The sequence below is a fragment of the Vibrio frigidus genome (assembly GCF_042465995.1).
Lineage (GTDB): Bacteria > Pseudomonadota > Gammaproteobacteria > Enterobacterales > Vibrionaceae > Vibrio.
The window spans coordinates 24477-42423 of sequence record NZ_JBCDMC010000018.1 but is presented as its reverse complement, the minus strand read 5'-3'; the positions used below and the strand labels follow the sequence as shown (position 1 = coordinate 42423).

At 41.3% G+C, this 17947-nt stretch carries 13 protein-coding genes; 8 read left to right on the top strand and 5 right to left on the bottom strand.

Translation table 11 applies throughout. The annotated features are described in order from the left end of the window. The first annotated feature begins 301 nt into the window (after window positions 1-301). Entirely contained in the window at window positions 302-1267 is a 966-nt protein-coding gene (locus AACW90_RS21380) for a zinc transporter ZntB (RefSeq protein ID WP_390238694.1), read from the top strand. Window positions 1268-1377: 110 nt separating this feature from the next. Here the strand turns inward: AACW90_RS21380 and AACW90_RS21375 are convergent, their stop codons facing one another. After that, window positions 1378-2922 (bottom strand): glutamate synthase-related protein, encoded by a 1545-nt coding sequence (locus AACW90_RS21375; RefSeq protein ID WP_390238691.1) that lies wholly within the window; start codon window positions 2920-2922, stop codon window positions 1378-1380. Window positions 2923-3409: 487 nt separating this feature from the next. On the opposite strand from AACW90_RS21375, the gene AACW90_RS21370 reads away from it, so the two are divergent. The 3 genes from AACW90_RS21370 to AACW90_RS21360 all read left to right on the top strand — a co-directional run bounded on the left by AACW90_RS21370 (window position 3410) and on the right by AACW90_RS21360 (window position 6799). Then, window positions 3410-4993: an alkaline phosphatase gene (locus AACW90_RS21370; protein WP_390238688.1), complete on the top strand. Its 1584-nt coding sequence runs from the start codon at window positions 3410-3412 to the stop codon at window positions 4991-4993. Window positions 4994-5017: 24 nt separating this feature from the next. Next, complete coding sequence (locus AACW90_RS21365; RefSeq protein WP_390238685.1) at window positions 5018-5308, top strand: DUF2860 family protein; 291 nt, start codon at window positions 5018-5020, stop codon at window positions 5306-5308. Window positions 5309-5572: 264 nt separating this feature from the next. Further along, window positions 5573-6799, top strand: coding sequence for an iron-containing alcohol dehydrogenase (locus tag AACW90_RS21360; protein WP_390238682.1), 1227 nt, complete (start codon window positions 5573-5575; stop codon window positions 6797-6799). A 94-nt stretch (window positions 6800-6893) separates the two neighbouring features. Here AACW90_RS21360 and AACW90_RS21355 read toward each other — a convergent pair whose 3' ends face one another. Both AACW90_RS21355 and AACW90_RS21350 read right to left on the bottom strand, forming a co-directional pair. Continuing rightward, window positions 6894-8765 carry a methyl-accepting chemotaxis protein gene (locus AACW90_RS21355; protein WP_390238679.1) on the bottom strand — a complete coding sequence of 624 codons (1872 nt, stop codon included), beginning with the start codon at window positions 8763-8765 and terminating at the stop codon, window positions 6894-6896. A gap of 279 nt (window positions 8766-9044) precedes the next feature. Beyond that, window positions 9045-9896, bottom strand: coding sequence for a LytR/AlgR family response regulator transcription factor (locus AACW90_RS21350; protein ID WP_390238676.1), 852 nt, complete (start codon window positions 9894-9896; stop codon window positions 9045-9047). Window positions 9897-10077: 181 nt separating this feature from the next. Between AACW90_RS21350 and AACW90_RS21345 the strand changes: the two genes are divergently transcribed. The 4 genes from AACW90_RS21345 to AACW90_RS21330 all read left to right on the top strand — a co-directional run bounded on the left by AACW90_RS21345 (window position 10078) and on the right by AACW90_RS21330 (window position 14081). Then, complete coding sequence (locus AACW90_RS21345) at window positions 10078-11259, top strand: acyltransferase family protein (protein WP_390238673.1); 1182 nt, start codon at window positions 10078-10080, stop codon at window positions 11257-11259. Between the two features lie 12 nt (window positions 11260-11271). Then, window positions 11272-11454, top strand: a complete 183-nt coding sequence (locus AACW90_RS21340) for a UTRA domain-containing protein (RefSeq protein ID WP_390238706.1) — start codon at window positions 11272-11274, stop codon at window positions 11452-11454. Between the two features lie 67 nt (window positions 11455-11521). Further along, window positions 11522-11878, top strand: a complete 357-nt coding sequence (locus tag AACW90_RS21335; RefSeq protein WP_390238670.1) for a 5-carboxymethyl-2-hydroxymuconate Delta-isomerase — start codon at window positions 11522-11524, stop codon at window positions 11876-11878. 154 nt (window positions 11879-12032) lie between these two features. Beyond that, on the top strand, window positions 12033-14081 hold the full coding sequence (locus AACW90_RS21330) for a hybrid sensor histidine kinase/response regulator (protein WP_390238667.1): 2049 nt from the start codon (window positions 12033-12035) through the stop codon (window positions 14079-14081). A gap of 77 nt (window positions 14082-14158) precedes the next feature. On the opposite strand, the gene cqsA is transcribed toward AACW90_RS21330, so the two are convergent. Next, complete coding sequence (cqsA, locus tag AACW90_RS21325; RefSeq protein WP_390238665.1) at window positions 14159-15334, bottom strand: alpha-hydroxyketone-type quorum-sensing autoinducer synthase; 1176 nt, start codon at window positions 15332-15334, stop codon at window positions 14159-14161. 386 nt (window positions 15335-15720) lie between these two features. Continuing rightward, the gene (locus AACW90_RS21320) at window positions 15721-17844 is read right to left on the bottom strand and encodes an alkyl/aryl-sulfatase (protein ID WP_390238662.1); all 2124 of its coding nucleotides are present in this window, start codon (window positions 17842-17844) and stop codon (window positions 15721-15723) included. Between the last annotated feature and the right edge of the window lie 103 nt (window positions 17845-17947).

Sequence of the window (17947 nt, the reverse complement as noted above, 5' to 3'; positions counted from 1 at the left end):
AAGACGAATTAGGTTGAGGAACGAATGGTCGTTAAGCTAGGTGTTACTCTTTACTCTACATAAATCACGAGAACAGTGAACAGAAGCGTCGTCATCTAGCATCTTCACCGGCGGTATTCCATGTTTTGGTAAAACCATTCGCGCAAAATAACGGCGATGTTCATATTCTACCTTTACAGGTATTTCAACCCATCTTCTATTTCGCTTATTAAGTGAATTAATTGTATGTTTGATCATCACTCCAAACTATGATTTAAAGTAACTCTGCGCATAGTAGCGTAAAGAAAACTCAAAGAGGTTCATGATGCAAGTTTCTGACATCCTATATGGGTTCTACTTCGACAAGAGTGGCTTGACGAAGAAAATTGAAAATACTGCTGAACTAGATACTTATAGGTCGCACTGGCTTCATTTTGATTACACGCTTCCTTCCACGACTTTATGGCTGAGAAATCACAGTAAACTTAACCCTACTGTCATTGATGCTCTATTAAATGAAGAGACTCGCCCTAGAGCAACGAGCCTCGATAACGGGTTATTGATTTCATTAAGAGGGGTCAACTTAGCGGCTGGTAGTGATCCCGAAGATATGGTTTCTATCCGTTTGTGGGTCACTAATGACAAAGTAATCAGTACAAGATGCCGAAAACTACTTTCGACGTTAGATATTGCGAATGATTTCAACCAGGGAAATGGGCCAAGTTCACCATCTCGTTTTGTCATAGAGCTAACTGAAAAATTGATTTCAAGAATGAGTGACACAATCAACGACATTGAGGAAAAGATAGCCAATATCGAAGAGGCTATTCTCACGTCAACTAACTATAGTCTGCGCAATGAACTTTCGATTTTACGCCGACAGATCATCTCGTTAAGACGTTACCTGTCGCCACAAAAAGAAGCTATGATTCAGTTATTAAGTGACAAAATCACTCTGTTTTCTGTTGAAGATAAAATTCAACTACGTGAAACGTTAGATCACTTAGTTCGCTACATAGAAGATTTAGACTCGATTAAAGACCGCGCGACTGTTAGCCAAGAAGAACTCAGTAATCGTCTCGCAGAACAGATGAACAATCGCATGTATGTTCTTTCCATTGTTGCCGCTATTTTCTTACCTCTCGGCTTTCTTACTGGATTGTTCGGGGTCAATGTAGGCGGGATTCCCGGCGCCGAAAGCAGCGATTCTTTTGCCATATTTAATTTATTGCTTATTGGTGTCGTCATTATTCAAGTTTGGATATTCAAGAAAAAGAACTGGTTCTAATAATGCTAACTGGCAAGTCATTCATACGTACCATCACGTCCCCCACTTCATCAATTAACGCTTCATATAACAAAGTGGGGGGTGACGAACAAGGTCATCGTTTTCCTGTTCTACATCTTATCCACCCCTGAATATTTCACACCTGACAATTGCGCCATCTCTTTCTTCCAAGTCGCCAAATCATTTTTGTTAAATTTGTTTAGCGCGTCATGCCCACAAGCTCTAGACATCACCTGCATCAACTCGACTGAAGCTTCAAAGAAGTTCTTCAATTGCACCGACGCTTTGTTAATATTCAACCTTTGGCGTAGATCGGCTTTTTGAGTCGCAATGCCCGCAGGGCAATTGTTGGTATTACACATCCGAGCCGCAACACAACCAATGGATTGCATCGCACTATTTGAAATAGCCACCCCATCTGCCCCTAATGCCATTGCCTTCACAAAATCCATAGGAACACGGAGTCCACCCGTGACTATCAAGGTCACTTCTCCACTCACGCCTTGTTTATCTAGGTAAGCTCTGGCACGTGCTAATGCCGGAATGGTTGGCACACTGATATGGTCCCTAAACATCTCCGGTGCCGCGCCCGTACCGCCGCCACGTCCATCAAGGATGAGGTAATCTGCACTGGCATCTAGTGCAAATTGAATATCGCTTTCAATATGATTCGCACTGAGTTTAAAACCAATGGGAATGCCACCGGTCACTTCACGAACTCTGTCCGCAAACTTTTTAAAATCTTCTACGGTATGAAGATTCTTAAAGGTGGGCGGTGATATGGCAGCCGTACCCGCTTCTATCCCCCTAACTTCGGCAATTTTCCCGATATTTTTATTGCCCGGTAGATGACCACCTGTCCCTGTCTTCGCTCCTTGACCACCTTTAAAATGGAACGCCTGTACATTTATTAACTTAGACTCATCATATCCAAATCCAGCACTCGCAAACTCATAGAAATAACGCGAGTTTGCGGCTTGTTCTTCCGGCAACATTCCCCCCTCCCCTGAGCATATTCCCGTTCCGGCCAACTCGGCTCCGGTCGCTAATGATACCTTTGCTTCTTCCGACAGAGCACCAAAGCTCATATCTGATACAAACAGGGGAATATCCAGTGTCAGTGGCTTTTTAGCATTTGGACCGATAATCAATTGAGTGCTCACTGGAACGTCTTCTAGCAGCGGCTTGATCGCCATCTGTGCAACCATAATCTGTAGATCATCCCAATGAGGAAGTTCATTTCTTGGTACACCCATCGACGTCATGGGACCGTGATGGCCCATTTTGGAGAGGCCTTCTCGTGCTAACTGATGGATAAATTCGACCGTTGGTTCTTCTTTAGTGGCCGCCGCGACCGGCATACTACTCGCCGACTGTATCTGAACACCGGGTCCTTCCTGACCAACTTGTTCACTAGAGAACTGTTTATGAGACCCATCACAATAGGGTGGATTAGCGGTGTGTTTGCAGCGACAAAGATAGGCCCCACCACTCTCTTTCGCAATGAAGCTTTTGGGCTTAAAACCTGACCCTGCGTGGGAGCCATCACAATAAGGCTGATTCCCTGAGCGACCACAGGTACAAAAATAGTACTCTTGATCTTTCGTCAATTCGACGTTGATAGGTTTGTTGTTTTCGACAATTGGGTTGCTCATATTCTATCCTTATAATTGTTATAACTGCCTTTTGTAGCTTACCTATAAGGTTAGTAGACTAAAAAACTCAGCGTATGTTAATTCGCTGTATACCGTCACAAAAACCAAGGAATAATGGGCATATTTGGCGTGTATTCCTGACAGCCTCAAATTACCCACCTTCATTTAAAATCCTATATAACAAAAAGTTAATGCCTTTCTGATCGGAGTAAGTCTTCTTCGATAATGACCTTAAATGCTGTTACATATCGCTTGTAAATATTCCCCTTTCCTACCCTTACCGAGATCTCAGTTCACAATACTTAACATAAAAACATGACCTTATGAATATCGTTGAACAACCAGATAAGCATCACATATCGGACCCAATACGTAGTCTATTATTCGAACGATATCAGGTTATTTTTTAACCAACAACGCAATGTCTATCGTTCGACAATATTGGAATAGTTACATAATCATTAATTAGCAACTTCGAGGAAAATTCATGAAATTTGACAAGACCATAATGGCTATAACGATGAGCTTCACTTTGGTGGCGCCTGTTTGCCAAGCTGAGGTTAAAAATCTCATTTTAATGATCGGTGATGGTATGGGACCACAGCAGGTTGGCCTATTAGAGCTATACGCTCGTGAAGCACCAAACTCTATATATAAAGATAAATCAACCGCGATAAGTAAATTTGCTGAAGAAGGTCTCGTTGGTATGTCACTGGTGCATCCCGATGATTCTATCGTCGTAGACTCCGCTTGTTCTGCCACTCAGTTGGCTATCGGTCAATTTGCACCTTCTGAGGTTATTGGCCTTGATGCAAAGGGTAACCCTGCTGAAACGGTACTTGAAAAAGCGAAGCGTTTAGGCAAAGCAACGGGGCTTGTCTCTGATACTCGTATTACCCATGCGACACCAGCCTCTTTTGCTGCGCATCAACCGCACCGCTCACTTGAGAATACTATTGCAGCAGAAATGTTAGAGTCAGGTGTCGATGTTATGCTTTCAGGCGGCATACGCCATTGGCTTCCAAAAGAGGTGAATGACAAAGGTAAAGTTTATAACGAGTTTGTCGAAATGACCGACGGCGCAGTGAAAATCAAATCTAAACGTAAGGACAGTAAAAACCTAATAATTGATGCACAGGAAGCTGGCTACCAAATCGCTTTTACCAAAGACCAATTAGCCGCAACCAATAGTGATAGTAAATTACTTGGGCTGTTCGCCTATTCAGGTATGTATAACGGCATTCGTTATACCGCAACGAAAGATGACCCTAAACGTACCCAACCAACGTTGAAAGAAATGACAATGAAAGCGCTTGATGTGCTGAGCCAAGATGAAGATGGATTTTTCCTAATGATTGAAGGCGGCCAGATTGACTGGGCGGGCCATAACAATGATGCAGGTACAATGCTGCATGACCTATTGAAATTTGATGAAGCTATCGAATATGTCTACGAATGGGTTCAAAAACGCACAGATACTATGGTTGTCATCACAGCGGATCATGAAACGGGTTCATTTGGTTTCAGCTATTCAGCAGCAAACTTACCTAAAGCTAAAAAACTTCCCGGTTCTGGGTTTGCTGATCGCGAGTACAAACCAAACTTCAACTTTGGAGATAAATCATTGTTAGATAGGTTATACGCTCAATCTATGAGCTTCGATGACATGACGGCTGAGTTCTATGGTCTTGATAAGGCTATGCAAACGCCTGAGGCATTTCGTGACATCATGAATAACCATACCGATTTTCCGATTACTCTTGAACAGGCTAAGGCTATCTTAACGGATGTACCCAATCCATATAAAACACCAGGGCATTCATACCTGAGCGCAGATACTCTGCCTGCTATACGTGACTTCCAATCGTTCTATGTTTACGGCGATGAAATTAGGTGGGATCTGATGGGACGAGCACTAGCAGAGCAGCAAAATATTGTCTGGGGCACAGGTACACATACCTCTACACCTGTCGGAGTAATTGCTTGGGGTCCGATGAAAGACATAAAACCATTCTCTCAGATAACGCACCACTCCCAAGTTGGTCAGTACATGATGGATAACATCAAGTAATAATAAGCGCCACTCGCCAAACTTATGTTGAGGATAGGTTTGGCGTCATCACCGATGAGGCTCTCCTCTTCTAACCTATTCCATGCTGACCATCGCCATTATGGACTATCATTGACGTATATATCTCTCTTAGATAACCATGCATTCTCGATTAACGGCGACTACACGATCACTCAATATGATGCTAATAATCCATTATTCAATAAGACACAAAAAGACAATAGTTACGGTTGGCTTCGCTCGATAAGCCCACCAGATAGAATCACTCGGTTGGTAGTTGCAACAATGCCGTTACCCCTCCCTCACTGTAGTTAATCTCCAAATCCCAGTTCAGGAGTCATAAAGTATATGTCCCTGCAAAATATGCCTTAACTATCGACGTTCGTACTCAATTATTTACTCAGCGGCCTGTCACACCTTCAATAATTGATTGCAGTTAAATTGTCTTATAAACGGAGCAAATTTTAGCGCATTGCTATTTGATCACCTATTCTTTACGGATTCACTTCGAGTGGGCAAGCTAGTTATAGATAGATAGATGGCAAGGATGCCATTTCGACACAATATAGAGGTCATTTGATGTACATTCAACGCTGCCATTTCACATTAAAAAAGCATGTATTTTCAGGCTACGCAAAGCTAATGAAACCCATTACCAGTCGTCTTTCTTTTCCAACACCAACCATTATTGCAAACCACTCTGCGGTGATTGATATGGTTGAACAATTACATATGGAAGGCATTCAACGCCCAGTCGTGATTACCGATAGCGTATTTAGTACGCTGCCTGCTTTTCAGATCCTATTGGACGCTTTAAATGCCGCCTCAATTAATTATGCGATATTTGATGGTGTCGTTCCGGACCCTGATTTTGTTGTCATTAGTAAAGGCATTGAAGCGTGCAAGAAACACGACTTCGACGCCGTAATAGCGATTGGCGGAGGGTCGTCTATCGATGCGGCTAAAGTCATTAATACCTGTGCATTAAATAACACTCCACCGAGAAAAACGATTGGCCTATTTAAAATTAGGCGTAAAGGCGCGTATTTTGTCGCTATACCGACGACCGCAGGGACGGGATCAGAAACTACGATTGTTTCGGTCATCTCGGATGAAATTGATCATCAAAAGAAACAAATCATCAGTATGAAGATTATTCCCGACCTTGCCGTGCTAGATCCCAGATTGATGGTTGGCTTACCGGCTGCCATTACCGCAGCAACGGGAATCGATGCACTCACTCATGCAATGGAATCTTATTTGAGTTTGTTTTCAACACCGGAATTAGACAAAATAAATCTAGACACTATTCGGGATATTTTTACCTATCTACCTCAATGTTATGGGGAAGGAGCCTCATCCTTAGAGAGTCGATTAAAGATGGCTCAAGCCTCTCATAATGCAGGCATAACCTTTACTCAAACGAGTGTTGGCTGGGTTCATGGTATTGCACATCAACTCGGTGCGTTCTATAAGATGCCTCACGGACTTGCCAACGCCTTAGTGCTTCCACATGTGTTGAAGTTCTATGTTCCCACTGCGACAAAGAGAATGGCCGAGATGGCCGAGGCAATTGGTATCATTGAAGACAGTGACTTAGAGAAAGCAAATAAGTTAGTGGACAGCGTTATAACGCTTTGTGAAGCGCTTAATATTAGAGTTGAACCCAATATGATTCAGCCATCAGACATAAAGGCAATGAGTGCGAATATTATAAAAGAGGTGTACGTCAGTCCATATCCAGTGCCACGTTACTTTAGTTCACAGTATGAGCTTGAAGCCTTCATTTATACTATCTTTAAATAAAATAAATGTAGGACTCTGCTGTAAACATGAGTCCTACATCAATATATAATGAACAAAAGATCAATTACGAACTATGTTTCGGCTCTTCGAGTGGCTACACCTTAAAGCTATTGAGTAATACGTCTTGATCATTTACATTTTTTATCTGGGTTATCATCGCCAAATTAGCATTACCCGCCGCCTCGGCAACTTGCTCAGACAGAGATTTGATATTTAGAGTATTCGCATTCACCTCTTCTGATACCAAGCTTTGTTCTTCCGCTGCTGATGCAATCTGAGTATTCATATCACTGATGGTTAGAATGAGTGCCTGAATGTCACCTAGAGCCGAGTTTGCTCCTGTCGCTTGTTTAACGGCTTGATCCGCTTCAAGTTGACTTTGATTCATTGCTTTGGAAACGGACTTAGCTCCCATTTGCAATTGTTCTATCATGCTCTTTATTTCTGTTGTCGATTTCTGCGTTTTTTGAGCTAAATTTCTAACTTCATCTGCTACAACAGCAAATCCTCTACCGGAATCTCCAGCACGCGCGGCTTCAATAGCAGCGTTCAGAGCCAATAGGTTTGTTTGGTCTGCAATATCGTTGATGACTTTTAGAATAGACTCAATGTTATTAGATGCAATGGTCAATGCTTTTACTTCTTCAACAGCATACTCAATTTTACTCGACAGATTTTCAATGGTGTTTGCCGTATCACTCACCATATCTGACCCGTTACTGGTTGCCTGCTCTGCCTCTTTAACTGATGTCGCAGCTTGATTAGCATTGTTGGCGACTTCAGTAGACGTGACCGACATTTCATGCATCGCGGTGGCGAGTTGCTCTAACTCTTTTAACTGTGTACCCATTGCTTGTGCCGATTGTTTGGCACCTTCTGCTGTCATCTCGGTACCTTCTTTAATACTGGTGCCGAGTGTCTTTGACTGTTTTAGTTGGTCCTGAAGTTTACTGACAAAGGTATTAAAACTTTTCGCTAATAGAGAAAACTCTTCGTCTGTGTTGGTATCTAGACGTTGAGTTAGATCTCCGTGTCCAGTCGCAATACCGTGAATAGCGTCATTAAAATTTGCCAGAGGGCGCAGTAGATAACGAATCCAGTAAGTCAAAGCAAAAATACTGAGTACCAACGCGATGAAGCTAAATAAGATAGATTTATTTCGCAGACTATTGAGTGCAGAATAAGCCAGTTCTTCATCTACAACCGCGCCAACATACCAGTTGTCTCCGGGTATTTGCATAAACGTAACCTGAAGATTTTTACCCGCCAGTTCTGTTTCTTGCGCACCATCTCGAATATTAATATTCGGCAAGTATTCGGAAATATTGACGCCATTAAATGTGTTATTTGGATGAGCAATAGTGCTGCCTGACTCAGTCACAATAAAAATATAACCCGCATCAAATGTATTAAATTGATTCACCGCTTCCGATAGATTAGTCAACGAGACATCAAAAAACATACTCCCTACATAGCGTCCTTTTTGATGCAGAGGGCTACCAATAGATACGTTTATTTCATTGGTTGAATCATTCAAATATGGCTGAGTTAAGATGATTTTCTGCGCCTGCTTGGACTGTTGGTACCAAGGGCGAGTGCGAGGATCAAAATCGTCGCCCGCTTCCCAAGTGTCCACATTTTCGAGCATCTTTCCATTTGATTCGTAGCCAACACCTGCCGCAAGAAAAGATTTCTTAACCTGTGCGCTTTCAACCACTTTCTGAGCATGTTGGTAATCTTCTGCAGAAAATTCAACAAATTCGCTCACCGCTTTTGCGACATTCTTCTGAGCCTGTAACTCAGAGAAGGTGTAATTTTTTACACTACTCAACATCTCTTTAATATTTCTGTCGATCTGAGATCCAATATGACTCTTAACGGTGTATAGCTGCTCTATCGTCAAAAACGAAACCGACACAAACAGCATTAAAGATGATGCTGCCACAATTTTGTAGTTAAACTTCATGATTCTAAATCCAATGTTAATTAATATGCAACAAAGCGCAGTGAGTGATATATAATAAGCATATTAATTTGAATAACGTCTTATTTCTGATACATATCTCACCGAATTACATAAATAATGGATATATCGATTTGTTTGGTTAACAAACGAACATATAACTGTGATGAATTGCATATCACCACAGGACAATTTCTTTAGGTGAGTTCGGTGGCGTGTTTAAGTACGTTGATTTCGTTGCAAAGAGAAATAGCCAACCCAAAGTTATCTGGCTCTATTTCGTTAACCCAATTTCATTCTAAAGTTATCTTTGTAACGTCGAGATAGATTTAGTAGCTTGCCATTTTTTAGTTTGATCTCTGCATCACCACTTGGTTGAGGCGTGATCGATTCTACTTCGTCTAGGTTGATTCCGTATGAACGGTGTATTCTGCAAAAACCTCTATCTGAAATTTGATCTATCAGGCCTCCTAACGTGGCGCGAATAGGGTAGACCCGCTCTTTTATATGCAAGTTGACATAGTTTCCGGATGACTCTAACCATTCAATATCATCAATCTTAACTATAAATTCCTTTCCAAGTTTTCTAATCAACAGTCTATCTATGGATTGATGTACAGGTTCGTCTTCGCCTTCATTAACCAATTTGGCCTCGCCAATCATTCGACTGATCACGAAATTGAAACTGTAGCTATACAATACAAAAAACACGTAGAGCCACGCATCCTTTCTATATTCATAAAAAAATCCCAAGAAGATATCACCAAATTGATAGTGTATTCCTTGAGTAAAAAAGATGATTTCTCGTATCAGCACCATTAACGACACATGGATCAATGAAAATAGAATTGACCCTAAAAAGTGCCAAATTAGATTTTTTTTGTAAAGCAGCCAAGTTAACGGAAATTTTTTTAACAAAGCAGTGATCAGAGGCAATCCCAACATGAAGCCAATAACACTGGAATATTCCAAAAGAAAAGGTGACCAAAATGGAAAAGATAACTCACCACCACTCCGAAGCGCCTCCATGATAATCGACGTGGCATTGATGGTGTTGTTGATGATTATGTAGAGCGAGAAAAATAGAAATATTGATAATTGAGGACGCTTCTCTATTGTTTTTAAAAGCATCATTTCACACCTTTCCTTTTTGAAGTCGGCCCTTGATGGTCTTTCATCCCATTATACCGCCTCTTGTCCCTAACCATTGTCGTTTCAGCCTTCTTGAATGTTTCGTCAACCCAATTGAAGCTACTATTTATCACAAGATAAATACACAAAGTTTGCCCATAATTGCGCGGTTAAGGAAATTATAATGTCGGATGGAATACATATCAGTACAGCGAGTCAACGACTCTACTTTCTCGATTGGGTTCGAGTATTAGCCTTTGCTTTTCTCATTTTTTACCATACAGCAATGATGTTTGTGGACTGGAGTTTTCATATTGAGAGTGGTTATAACAGCGTCTTACTAAAATCTATTATGCTACTCACCTCAACGTGGCGTCTCGATATTCTGTTTATCGTATCAGGCGTTGCAATGAGCTACATGATCACCAAAATGCCACTGAAATCGTTTACTTGGCAACGCGTCATTAAACTCTATCTTCCGTTGCTGTTTGCCGTGGTGGTGGTGGTTGCGCCGCAGTCTTATTATGAAGCAATCCAAAAAGGGGTGTTTGAAGGTTCATTCTGGCAGTTCTGGTCTACATTTTATTTTACATTCACTTGGGATGAGCGAATGGAGGCCCCCTTTCCTACCTACAACCATTTGTGGTACGTACTTTATCTTTTTCACTACACCCTTGTCCTTCTCCCTCTAATGAAATTTATTAACAGTACAACAGGAAAGGCATTTCTTGAGATAATTGAACGTTGGCTGTCGAAAAAGATGCGTATTATTTATCTTCCTTTAGTCATTTACCTATCGATATATCTCTTATTTAGTGACCATAAGATAACCCATGCATTTCATAATGACTGGTACGGCCATAGCCTCTTTCTATTTGCGGTGATAATGGGACTCGTCTTTGTTCGAACGCCGCTTATATGGCAATCTTTTGAAGAAAATAGATATCGGACCTTAGCCTTAGGATTAGTGAGCTATGGTGCACTTCTGCTGATCTATAACCTACCAGCCGAAGATTTAATATTTGAAAAAGGCCTAGCTTGGGATCTGGTACGATTAATCATTAAATGGTCATGGATCGCACTCATTATCGGTTTTGCGAGAAGGCACCTTAATTTCAGTAACAGGGGTTTACGATATTGTAATCAAGCCGTGTATCCATTTTTCATTCTGCATCAGACGGTAGTAATCGCGTTTGGCTATTATGTTATTGGTTGGAAGTTATCTGGAGTGACGGCATTTATTGTCATATCCTGTGGCACATTCATCATTTGTGGTTTGCTTTACGAACTTGTCATCAAGCAAACTAATCTTCTAAGGTTTCTTTTCGGAATGAAGTCAAAGCAGATAACCCAAACAGCAAGTTAATCGGTACACACACTGCAAAGCTATCATCTAACGCTAAATGATGAAGTATTTCTACTCAAACGTGTTCGTTATATCGACGAACAAGCAGTGTCGATAGAAGAATCTTATGTGCCGTCTCACCTCATTCATTATCCTGATGATATTCAACTTTCACTGTATGACTATTTTCGTAGTAGAGACATTGTTATTCCTTAAAGGATTACAATCCGTTATGCTCGAGAACCGTTTAGTTTTTTGCCTCCCGACTTTATTTAGGAATGTTATGCCTCACTTCGTTATAGATTGTTCTGAACACATTTTGAATATTCAACAAGAAGAACAGATCATCAAAAAAATTCACACCGTTGCCGTTTCTACTGGTTTATTCACTGAAAATGAAATCAAGGTTCGTGTAAATCCGTTTAAAACTTACCTAGTCGGAAATAAAAAGGATGACTTCATCCACGTCTTTTCAAACATTATGGAAGGTCGCACAACAGAACAAAAAGCGTCACTTTCAAGAGCCATCGTTAAACAACTTGTCTTATTATTTCCTGACGTTTCGAATATTGCAGTTAACATTCGGGAATTTGAAAAATCGACTTACTGTAATAAAGATATGCTCGTTAACGAATCTTGATGTTGTTTTTCCGCGTCAGCTTGTATCTGAAACGGATCAACATTGCATAACAAATGGTCAATCAGTAATATACGAACACAATATTTTACGATTACGCGCTCAAACCCATTGAACGCAATATTTCGGTTAAGCATAGAGTTGGCATTACAGTAATATGGAAGCATTACGTAAAGTATATCAGTACGCTGAACCTAACCTTACTTTGGTCGGGTTGCTCGGTGTCATTGGGTACCCTCTCTATTATTTAGTGTGGGGAACTCTTTTTCCTCAGCAGTACGAAACACTCCCTCTTCGCTTGTTCTGTTCACTCTTGTTTGTGGGCATTGTTTGCCGGAATCATCTTCAATCAAGCTTCCGTCAACATATGCATTTGTACTATCAAGTCGTCATTATTACTTCGTTGCCGTTTTTCTTTTTTTATATGTTGTTAATGAATGATTGGTCCCTCGTTTGGGTGATGTCATTTATGTCCGCCATCTTTCTGCATATCCTGTTGGTTCACATTACTTGGTTGTTGTTTCTTCAAACCTTTGTGGGGTTGATATTCGCCACTCTATTTGCGTGGATAAATAAAGGCTACTCTTTAGAAGTAACTATAGATTGGATGCAATTGTTACCCGTTTTCTTTTTTACCTATCTGTTCGGAAGCTTATGCTTCTATCGCTATCAGGCAGATTATGATTCAAAAGTCTCAATAGCGAAGTCTTTTGGGGCCGGTATTGCACATGAGATGCGAAACCCTCTTAGCAGCCTTTGCTTGTCTATAGATGTTATTCAATCCATATTGCCAAACGCCACTAAGGATAACAAAGAGACGTATCAGCTCAGTAGAAAAGAGATCCTCCGCTTACTTGAAGTCAGCAGTGATGCCATGTCGATCATTCATTCAGGGAACGAAACTATTGATTTGTTACTAACATCTATCGACGAAAATCGAGTGTCGCGTTCGACATTTAAGAAACACCCTGCTCAAGAGGTTGTTGCAAGCGCAATAGAAAGCTTTAGCTATAAGCGCGAGATAGATAGAGCCGCAGTTTCGTTGGAAGTTCACAGTGAATTCGAGTTTTTTGGTAGTGACACGTTATTAAAATATGTTGTATATAATCTGCTAAAAAATGCTTTTCATCACCGTAACGACAGCCACTTTACCGTTCACCTTGCACTAAAAGCAGAGCAAAAATTGAATTCGATTATTGTAACGGACACAGGTTCAGGTATTGCACCAAAAGTACTTGAAAACATGTTTAAGGATTTCTATACCACGGGTAAAGCAGGGAATTATGGACTCGGGTTACCTTTCTGTAAAAAAGTAATGCGCTCATTTGGTGGGGATATTCAATGCCAATCAGAGCTTGGTAAGTGGACTCAGTTTAACATGACATTACCAAGGATAGATTCAAATATCGTAAGCGATATTAAAAGTGAACTGACCAAATTAAAATCGGTATTATTTATTAGTGAACAAGACCATCTGATATCGACAATGAGCAGCGTTGGTCGCTTTATGGGCGTTGAGCTCACAACCTTAAATATTGACACGACTCTGGAAAAGATGGAGTACGAATTCGAATACGATCTAATCGTCGTTGATATCGAGAGTGTCACGCTAAGTAATAACCAGCTAGATAAACTTGAGTCTCTCTATTCATTTTCTGAAGCTCAATTGGTTTACCTGTTCTCACAGCGTCCCATTCAACACCTCAGCAACACCAGCTTTACACCTATTTGGATTGATATAGACTCTTGGTTATCGCACCCGAAAGAGACGATTGAGCGTTTACTTTTTGACGCTACTTACGTCAATACGGTGACACAAAAATTACCAGTCAGAAACGAAGAGAGACGCACAATCATGATTGTGGATGATAATGAGTCCTTACGAAAATTCACTTCAATACTGCTAGAAAAACAAGGGCTTAATGTCATTCAAAAAAACAATGGTTTACAAGCCGTTGAGGCGCTAGAAACAGAGAGTATCGATCTGATCCTTATGGATATTGAGATGCCAGTAATGGATGGATTAGAAGCATCGCTTCGCATTCGTCAGTCAGAGAAACCGTTTGCCAATATTCCTATTATCGCTCATACAGGAGATAACTCTCCCAGTATGCTTAATAAGATCGATTCCTCTTCCATGTCTGGATATATCGTAAAACCTGCAGATAAAAATCAACTGCTTGATAAGATATCCGATTGGATCTAATAAAGAGCTTAGCCAGTAGCTAAGCTCTTTTCTTAATGTAACGGCATTGATTTACTCATCGCGCCTTAGTAATAGCGCTACACAAACTCTAGGTTCGGATTTTTGTATGCTTCATGGCAAACTGTCAAAACGTGGTCGACGTCTTTGACGGTCATGTCTGCATTAACCGAAAAACGCATTATGCTTTTGTTCTTTCCTGTCGCGGGGCGACAGAAAATAGCCCCAAATACATTATTCTCTTCAAGGAAATCTCTTACGCGCTCCATGTTTCGTTCTTCGCCACATTCCAAAGATATAATCTGTGACTCACTACGAATGTTAAAGCCTATCCCCTTTAATCCTGTTCTTAGCTCATTTGCACGACGAAACAATGTTTGTCTTTTTTCCTCTGCATGTTTAATTATCTCTAGTGTTTTTCTTAGCCTAGCGACCTCTTGAGGTAACACAGTAGAGCTGAAAATAGCCGGGTAGGAGACAAAAGGTAATGTCTGACTAAGCTTCTTCGGACCCAATATAGCGCCTGCGCGGTAAGCAAACGTCTTAGCCAAACTTACCGTAACAAAATCCACTTGGTCTCGAATTCCCAATGCATTTATTAACCCTGAACCGTTCGGGCCATGGGTACCCAATGAATGGGATTCGTCGACGACCAACGCGCAACCAAACTCGTTCGCCATTTCGTAGATAGCTTCAAGTGGTGCAATAGTTCCTATTGTGCTGTAGATCGAATCTACAACAATGACTCCAGCGCCGTGTCTCTTAATTTGTTTACGCAGATGCCGAATATTATTGTGCATAAATGGATAAATAGCCCCGCCCGATATTCTTGCGCCTTCCCATAAAGACATGTGGGCAAAAAAATCGATGTAGATCGGCGTCCCCGGGGCACAAATAGTTTGTAACAAACCAAGGTTCGCAGCCCAACCAGATTGGGACAGCAGACAAGTTTCCATGCCCACATACTCAGCAAGCTCATTCTCGAACTCTGGCTTTGATTCTTCATCCTGCAGAAAGACGGCGGACATAACAACATTGTCATCTTGCTCAGAGATCGCTCGTTTGTGGGCCGCTTGAATCTCCTTATTGTGAGACAACGCCAAATAATCATTACTTTGCATTACCACCGCGTCTGCGGTTGGACGTTTACCCAAAACCAGATGTTTTTGATTCTGATTTGATTCAATTATATCTTCAATATAAAAATTTAGGCGTTCCTCAATAAAGGCAGGAAGTGGTTTTGTTTTATTACTCATAATCAAGTCTCATTGTAATTTAGAAAAACGCCAGCGCTGACATCTATCTATATTCCAGACTTTGAAAAGATAGTCATTACTCAATTTGCATATTTATCGTTGGAGTAGCAAACTCCATATTTAAGGGTTGGGAAGGCAATTGATTTCAGTAGGATGAGCGAGCTCTACAAAGGTGTAATTACAATATTATCTAGGGTCTATCGACTAGATTTAAGCATTAAGTGATGAACATTAAACCTACTATACGACGTTTTTAGATAAAGGTATGAACGCCTACAAAATATCTCGCGGTATCAGTTAACAGGACAGGCAGCCATTGTATAAATACAACAAAGCCCCTATGAAGGGATAAAATATCTCCTCATAGGGGTGGCTACGTCTAGACGTTATTTAAGGTATATCTCGGCATCGACTTCTTGCCCTTTTCTTGGTTGAGGAACAATTTCAAACTTCTCATCAAATTCAACTTGAGCCGCTTTTAATTTTTCAAACACACTGATATCACCCTCTATTTTTGCAGCGCCAGACTTTAGTAATGCCTCAAATGTTGTGGTACCTATCAATACTTTTGACACATCGCTTTTATTGATATGTAAAGTGGCATCTGCCGCTGGTTTGGTTCCGGCATTAAATTTTTCTGCAAACTTATTCCATTCATAGTTACTCAAATTTCCGTTAGCCATTTCCGTAACAAAGTATTCATTGGTGTCTTTGACATTCACGTTGATAGTAAAAGGCGTGTGTTGAGCAATGGTCGAATCTACTTTTACAGCCATGTAATCGAGTAAGTTATCGATGCCCATATTGGCAAGGACATCATTACTTGCACCCTTGATTGATCCAGGCTGAATGCCCACGCGAGTTTCTTGTGCTCCCGTCAGATAGACATTACGCCAACCGGCACCTTCCGATTGGTAACCGAGTTGCTCATAGGTATCCGCTAACAACCCTCGAGCCGTGGCATTTTCGGGGCACACATTAACAACTTTATCCATCGCCGTTGCCACAAAGCGATATTCACCTTGAATGAAATCTGCTTTAGCTCGTTGAGTTACCGCATCACAGCCACCCATATACTCAACAAATTTCGTCGCTTCTGCATCAACAGGGAGCGGATTCAAGTTCGATGGGTTCATATCAAAATAACCCAAGTACATGTTATATACCGCACGAGCGTTGTGGCTATAGGTGCCATGATAACCATTAGTATGCCAAGATTTCTGAATTGACTCCGGCATAACCTCATAAATTGCATCGCCAAGATCTTGCATTACCATGCCGTTGTTGGCCAAACGCAGCGTTTGATTATGGGTAAAACCATACGCATCACGCTGCATTTTTAAATAGCTTGTGATGTTGTTGTTATCCCATATTGGTGCGGAATGCGAACCCAACAAATACTCGGCTTCTTGACCCCAGACCTGCAACATTTCATTGATTTTTTTGGACCAAAGTAAAGAGTCACGAACTTTAGCACCACGTAATGTGTAGATATTATGCATACCTTGATACGTCAATTCACCAGTCCAGATAGACTTGAGCGACGGAATGTAAGTCACCATTTCTGAAGCAGCCTCAGTACCTGACGCATCTAAAAAGTGCATCTCAACACCATCTATTTCGTGTACTTCATACTCGCTGTCCCAGTTCATTTCCTTATGAGGCACAACATAAGACAACTCGCCATTGGCAACACCTTTTGCCAACGCTGCATCGACAATTCCATGTTCATTTCTACCTAAAGAATTACCATATTGATAGGTCACACGACGAGACATTGCATTACCAGCGAGGACATTCTCGTCAACTATTTCTTTGGTGATATTGCGGGAGCCATATATTTTCACATCTGGATTGTGCTCATAAACCGCACGAGAGCCCCCAAAGTGGTCGCCATGTGAATGCGAATAAAGCATGGCGACCACTTTTAAGTCGCCACCTTCAGGCACGGATGAGAGGAAGAAATTCAAAGCCGCCGCCATCGACTCTTTCGTCGTCAGTACGTCATAAACTATCCAGCCTGTCTTGCCTTTTATAAAGGTTGCAGATGCTAAATCAACACCGCGAACCTGATAAACCTGCCCCGGTACAACTTCATACAATCCGTCTGCAGCTTGATTGGCAACGGCTTGACGCCAAAGTGATGGGTTGACTGTTTCCGGGTAATTTTCTGCGGCTTCAGGGGTAACATCGATGAAAGAGGTAAACTTATCACGTAGAATTTCACCCGACGCGGTATCTAAAACCGCGATCAGTCCACGATTATTATCTTCAAACACTTTGGTGTCTGCATAATTCAAAGTCTTAGCGAACGTCTTATTTGCTTCGATTGTCGCCAGAGAAGCCGGCTTTCCATCCATGGCGCGAAGTTGTTCTGGATTGAAATGTTCTAATTCGCAATGCTCACCATCATCATGATTGTGATGGTGGAATTGACCGTGTTGGTCTTGCGCATAGATATTCATTGATACTGTGGAAAGCACGGTTATCGCTATCATCGATTTCTGCATAATTTACCCTTCTTCTTAAAAATAAAGATTCTTGACGTTAGGGGCTCTTACTCATATAAATCGACATTACAACGCCGTTAGCTATCGCGTTTTCATCATCAAC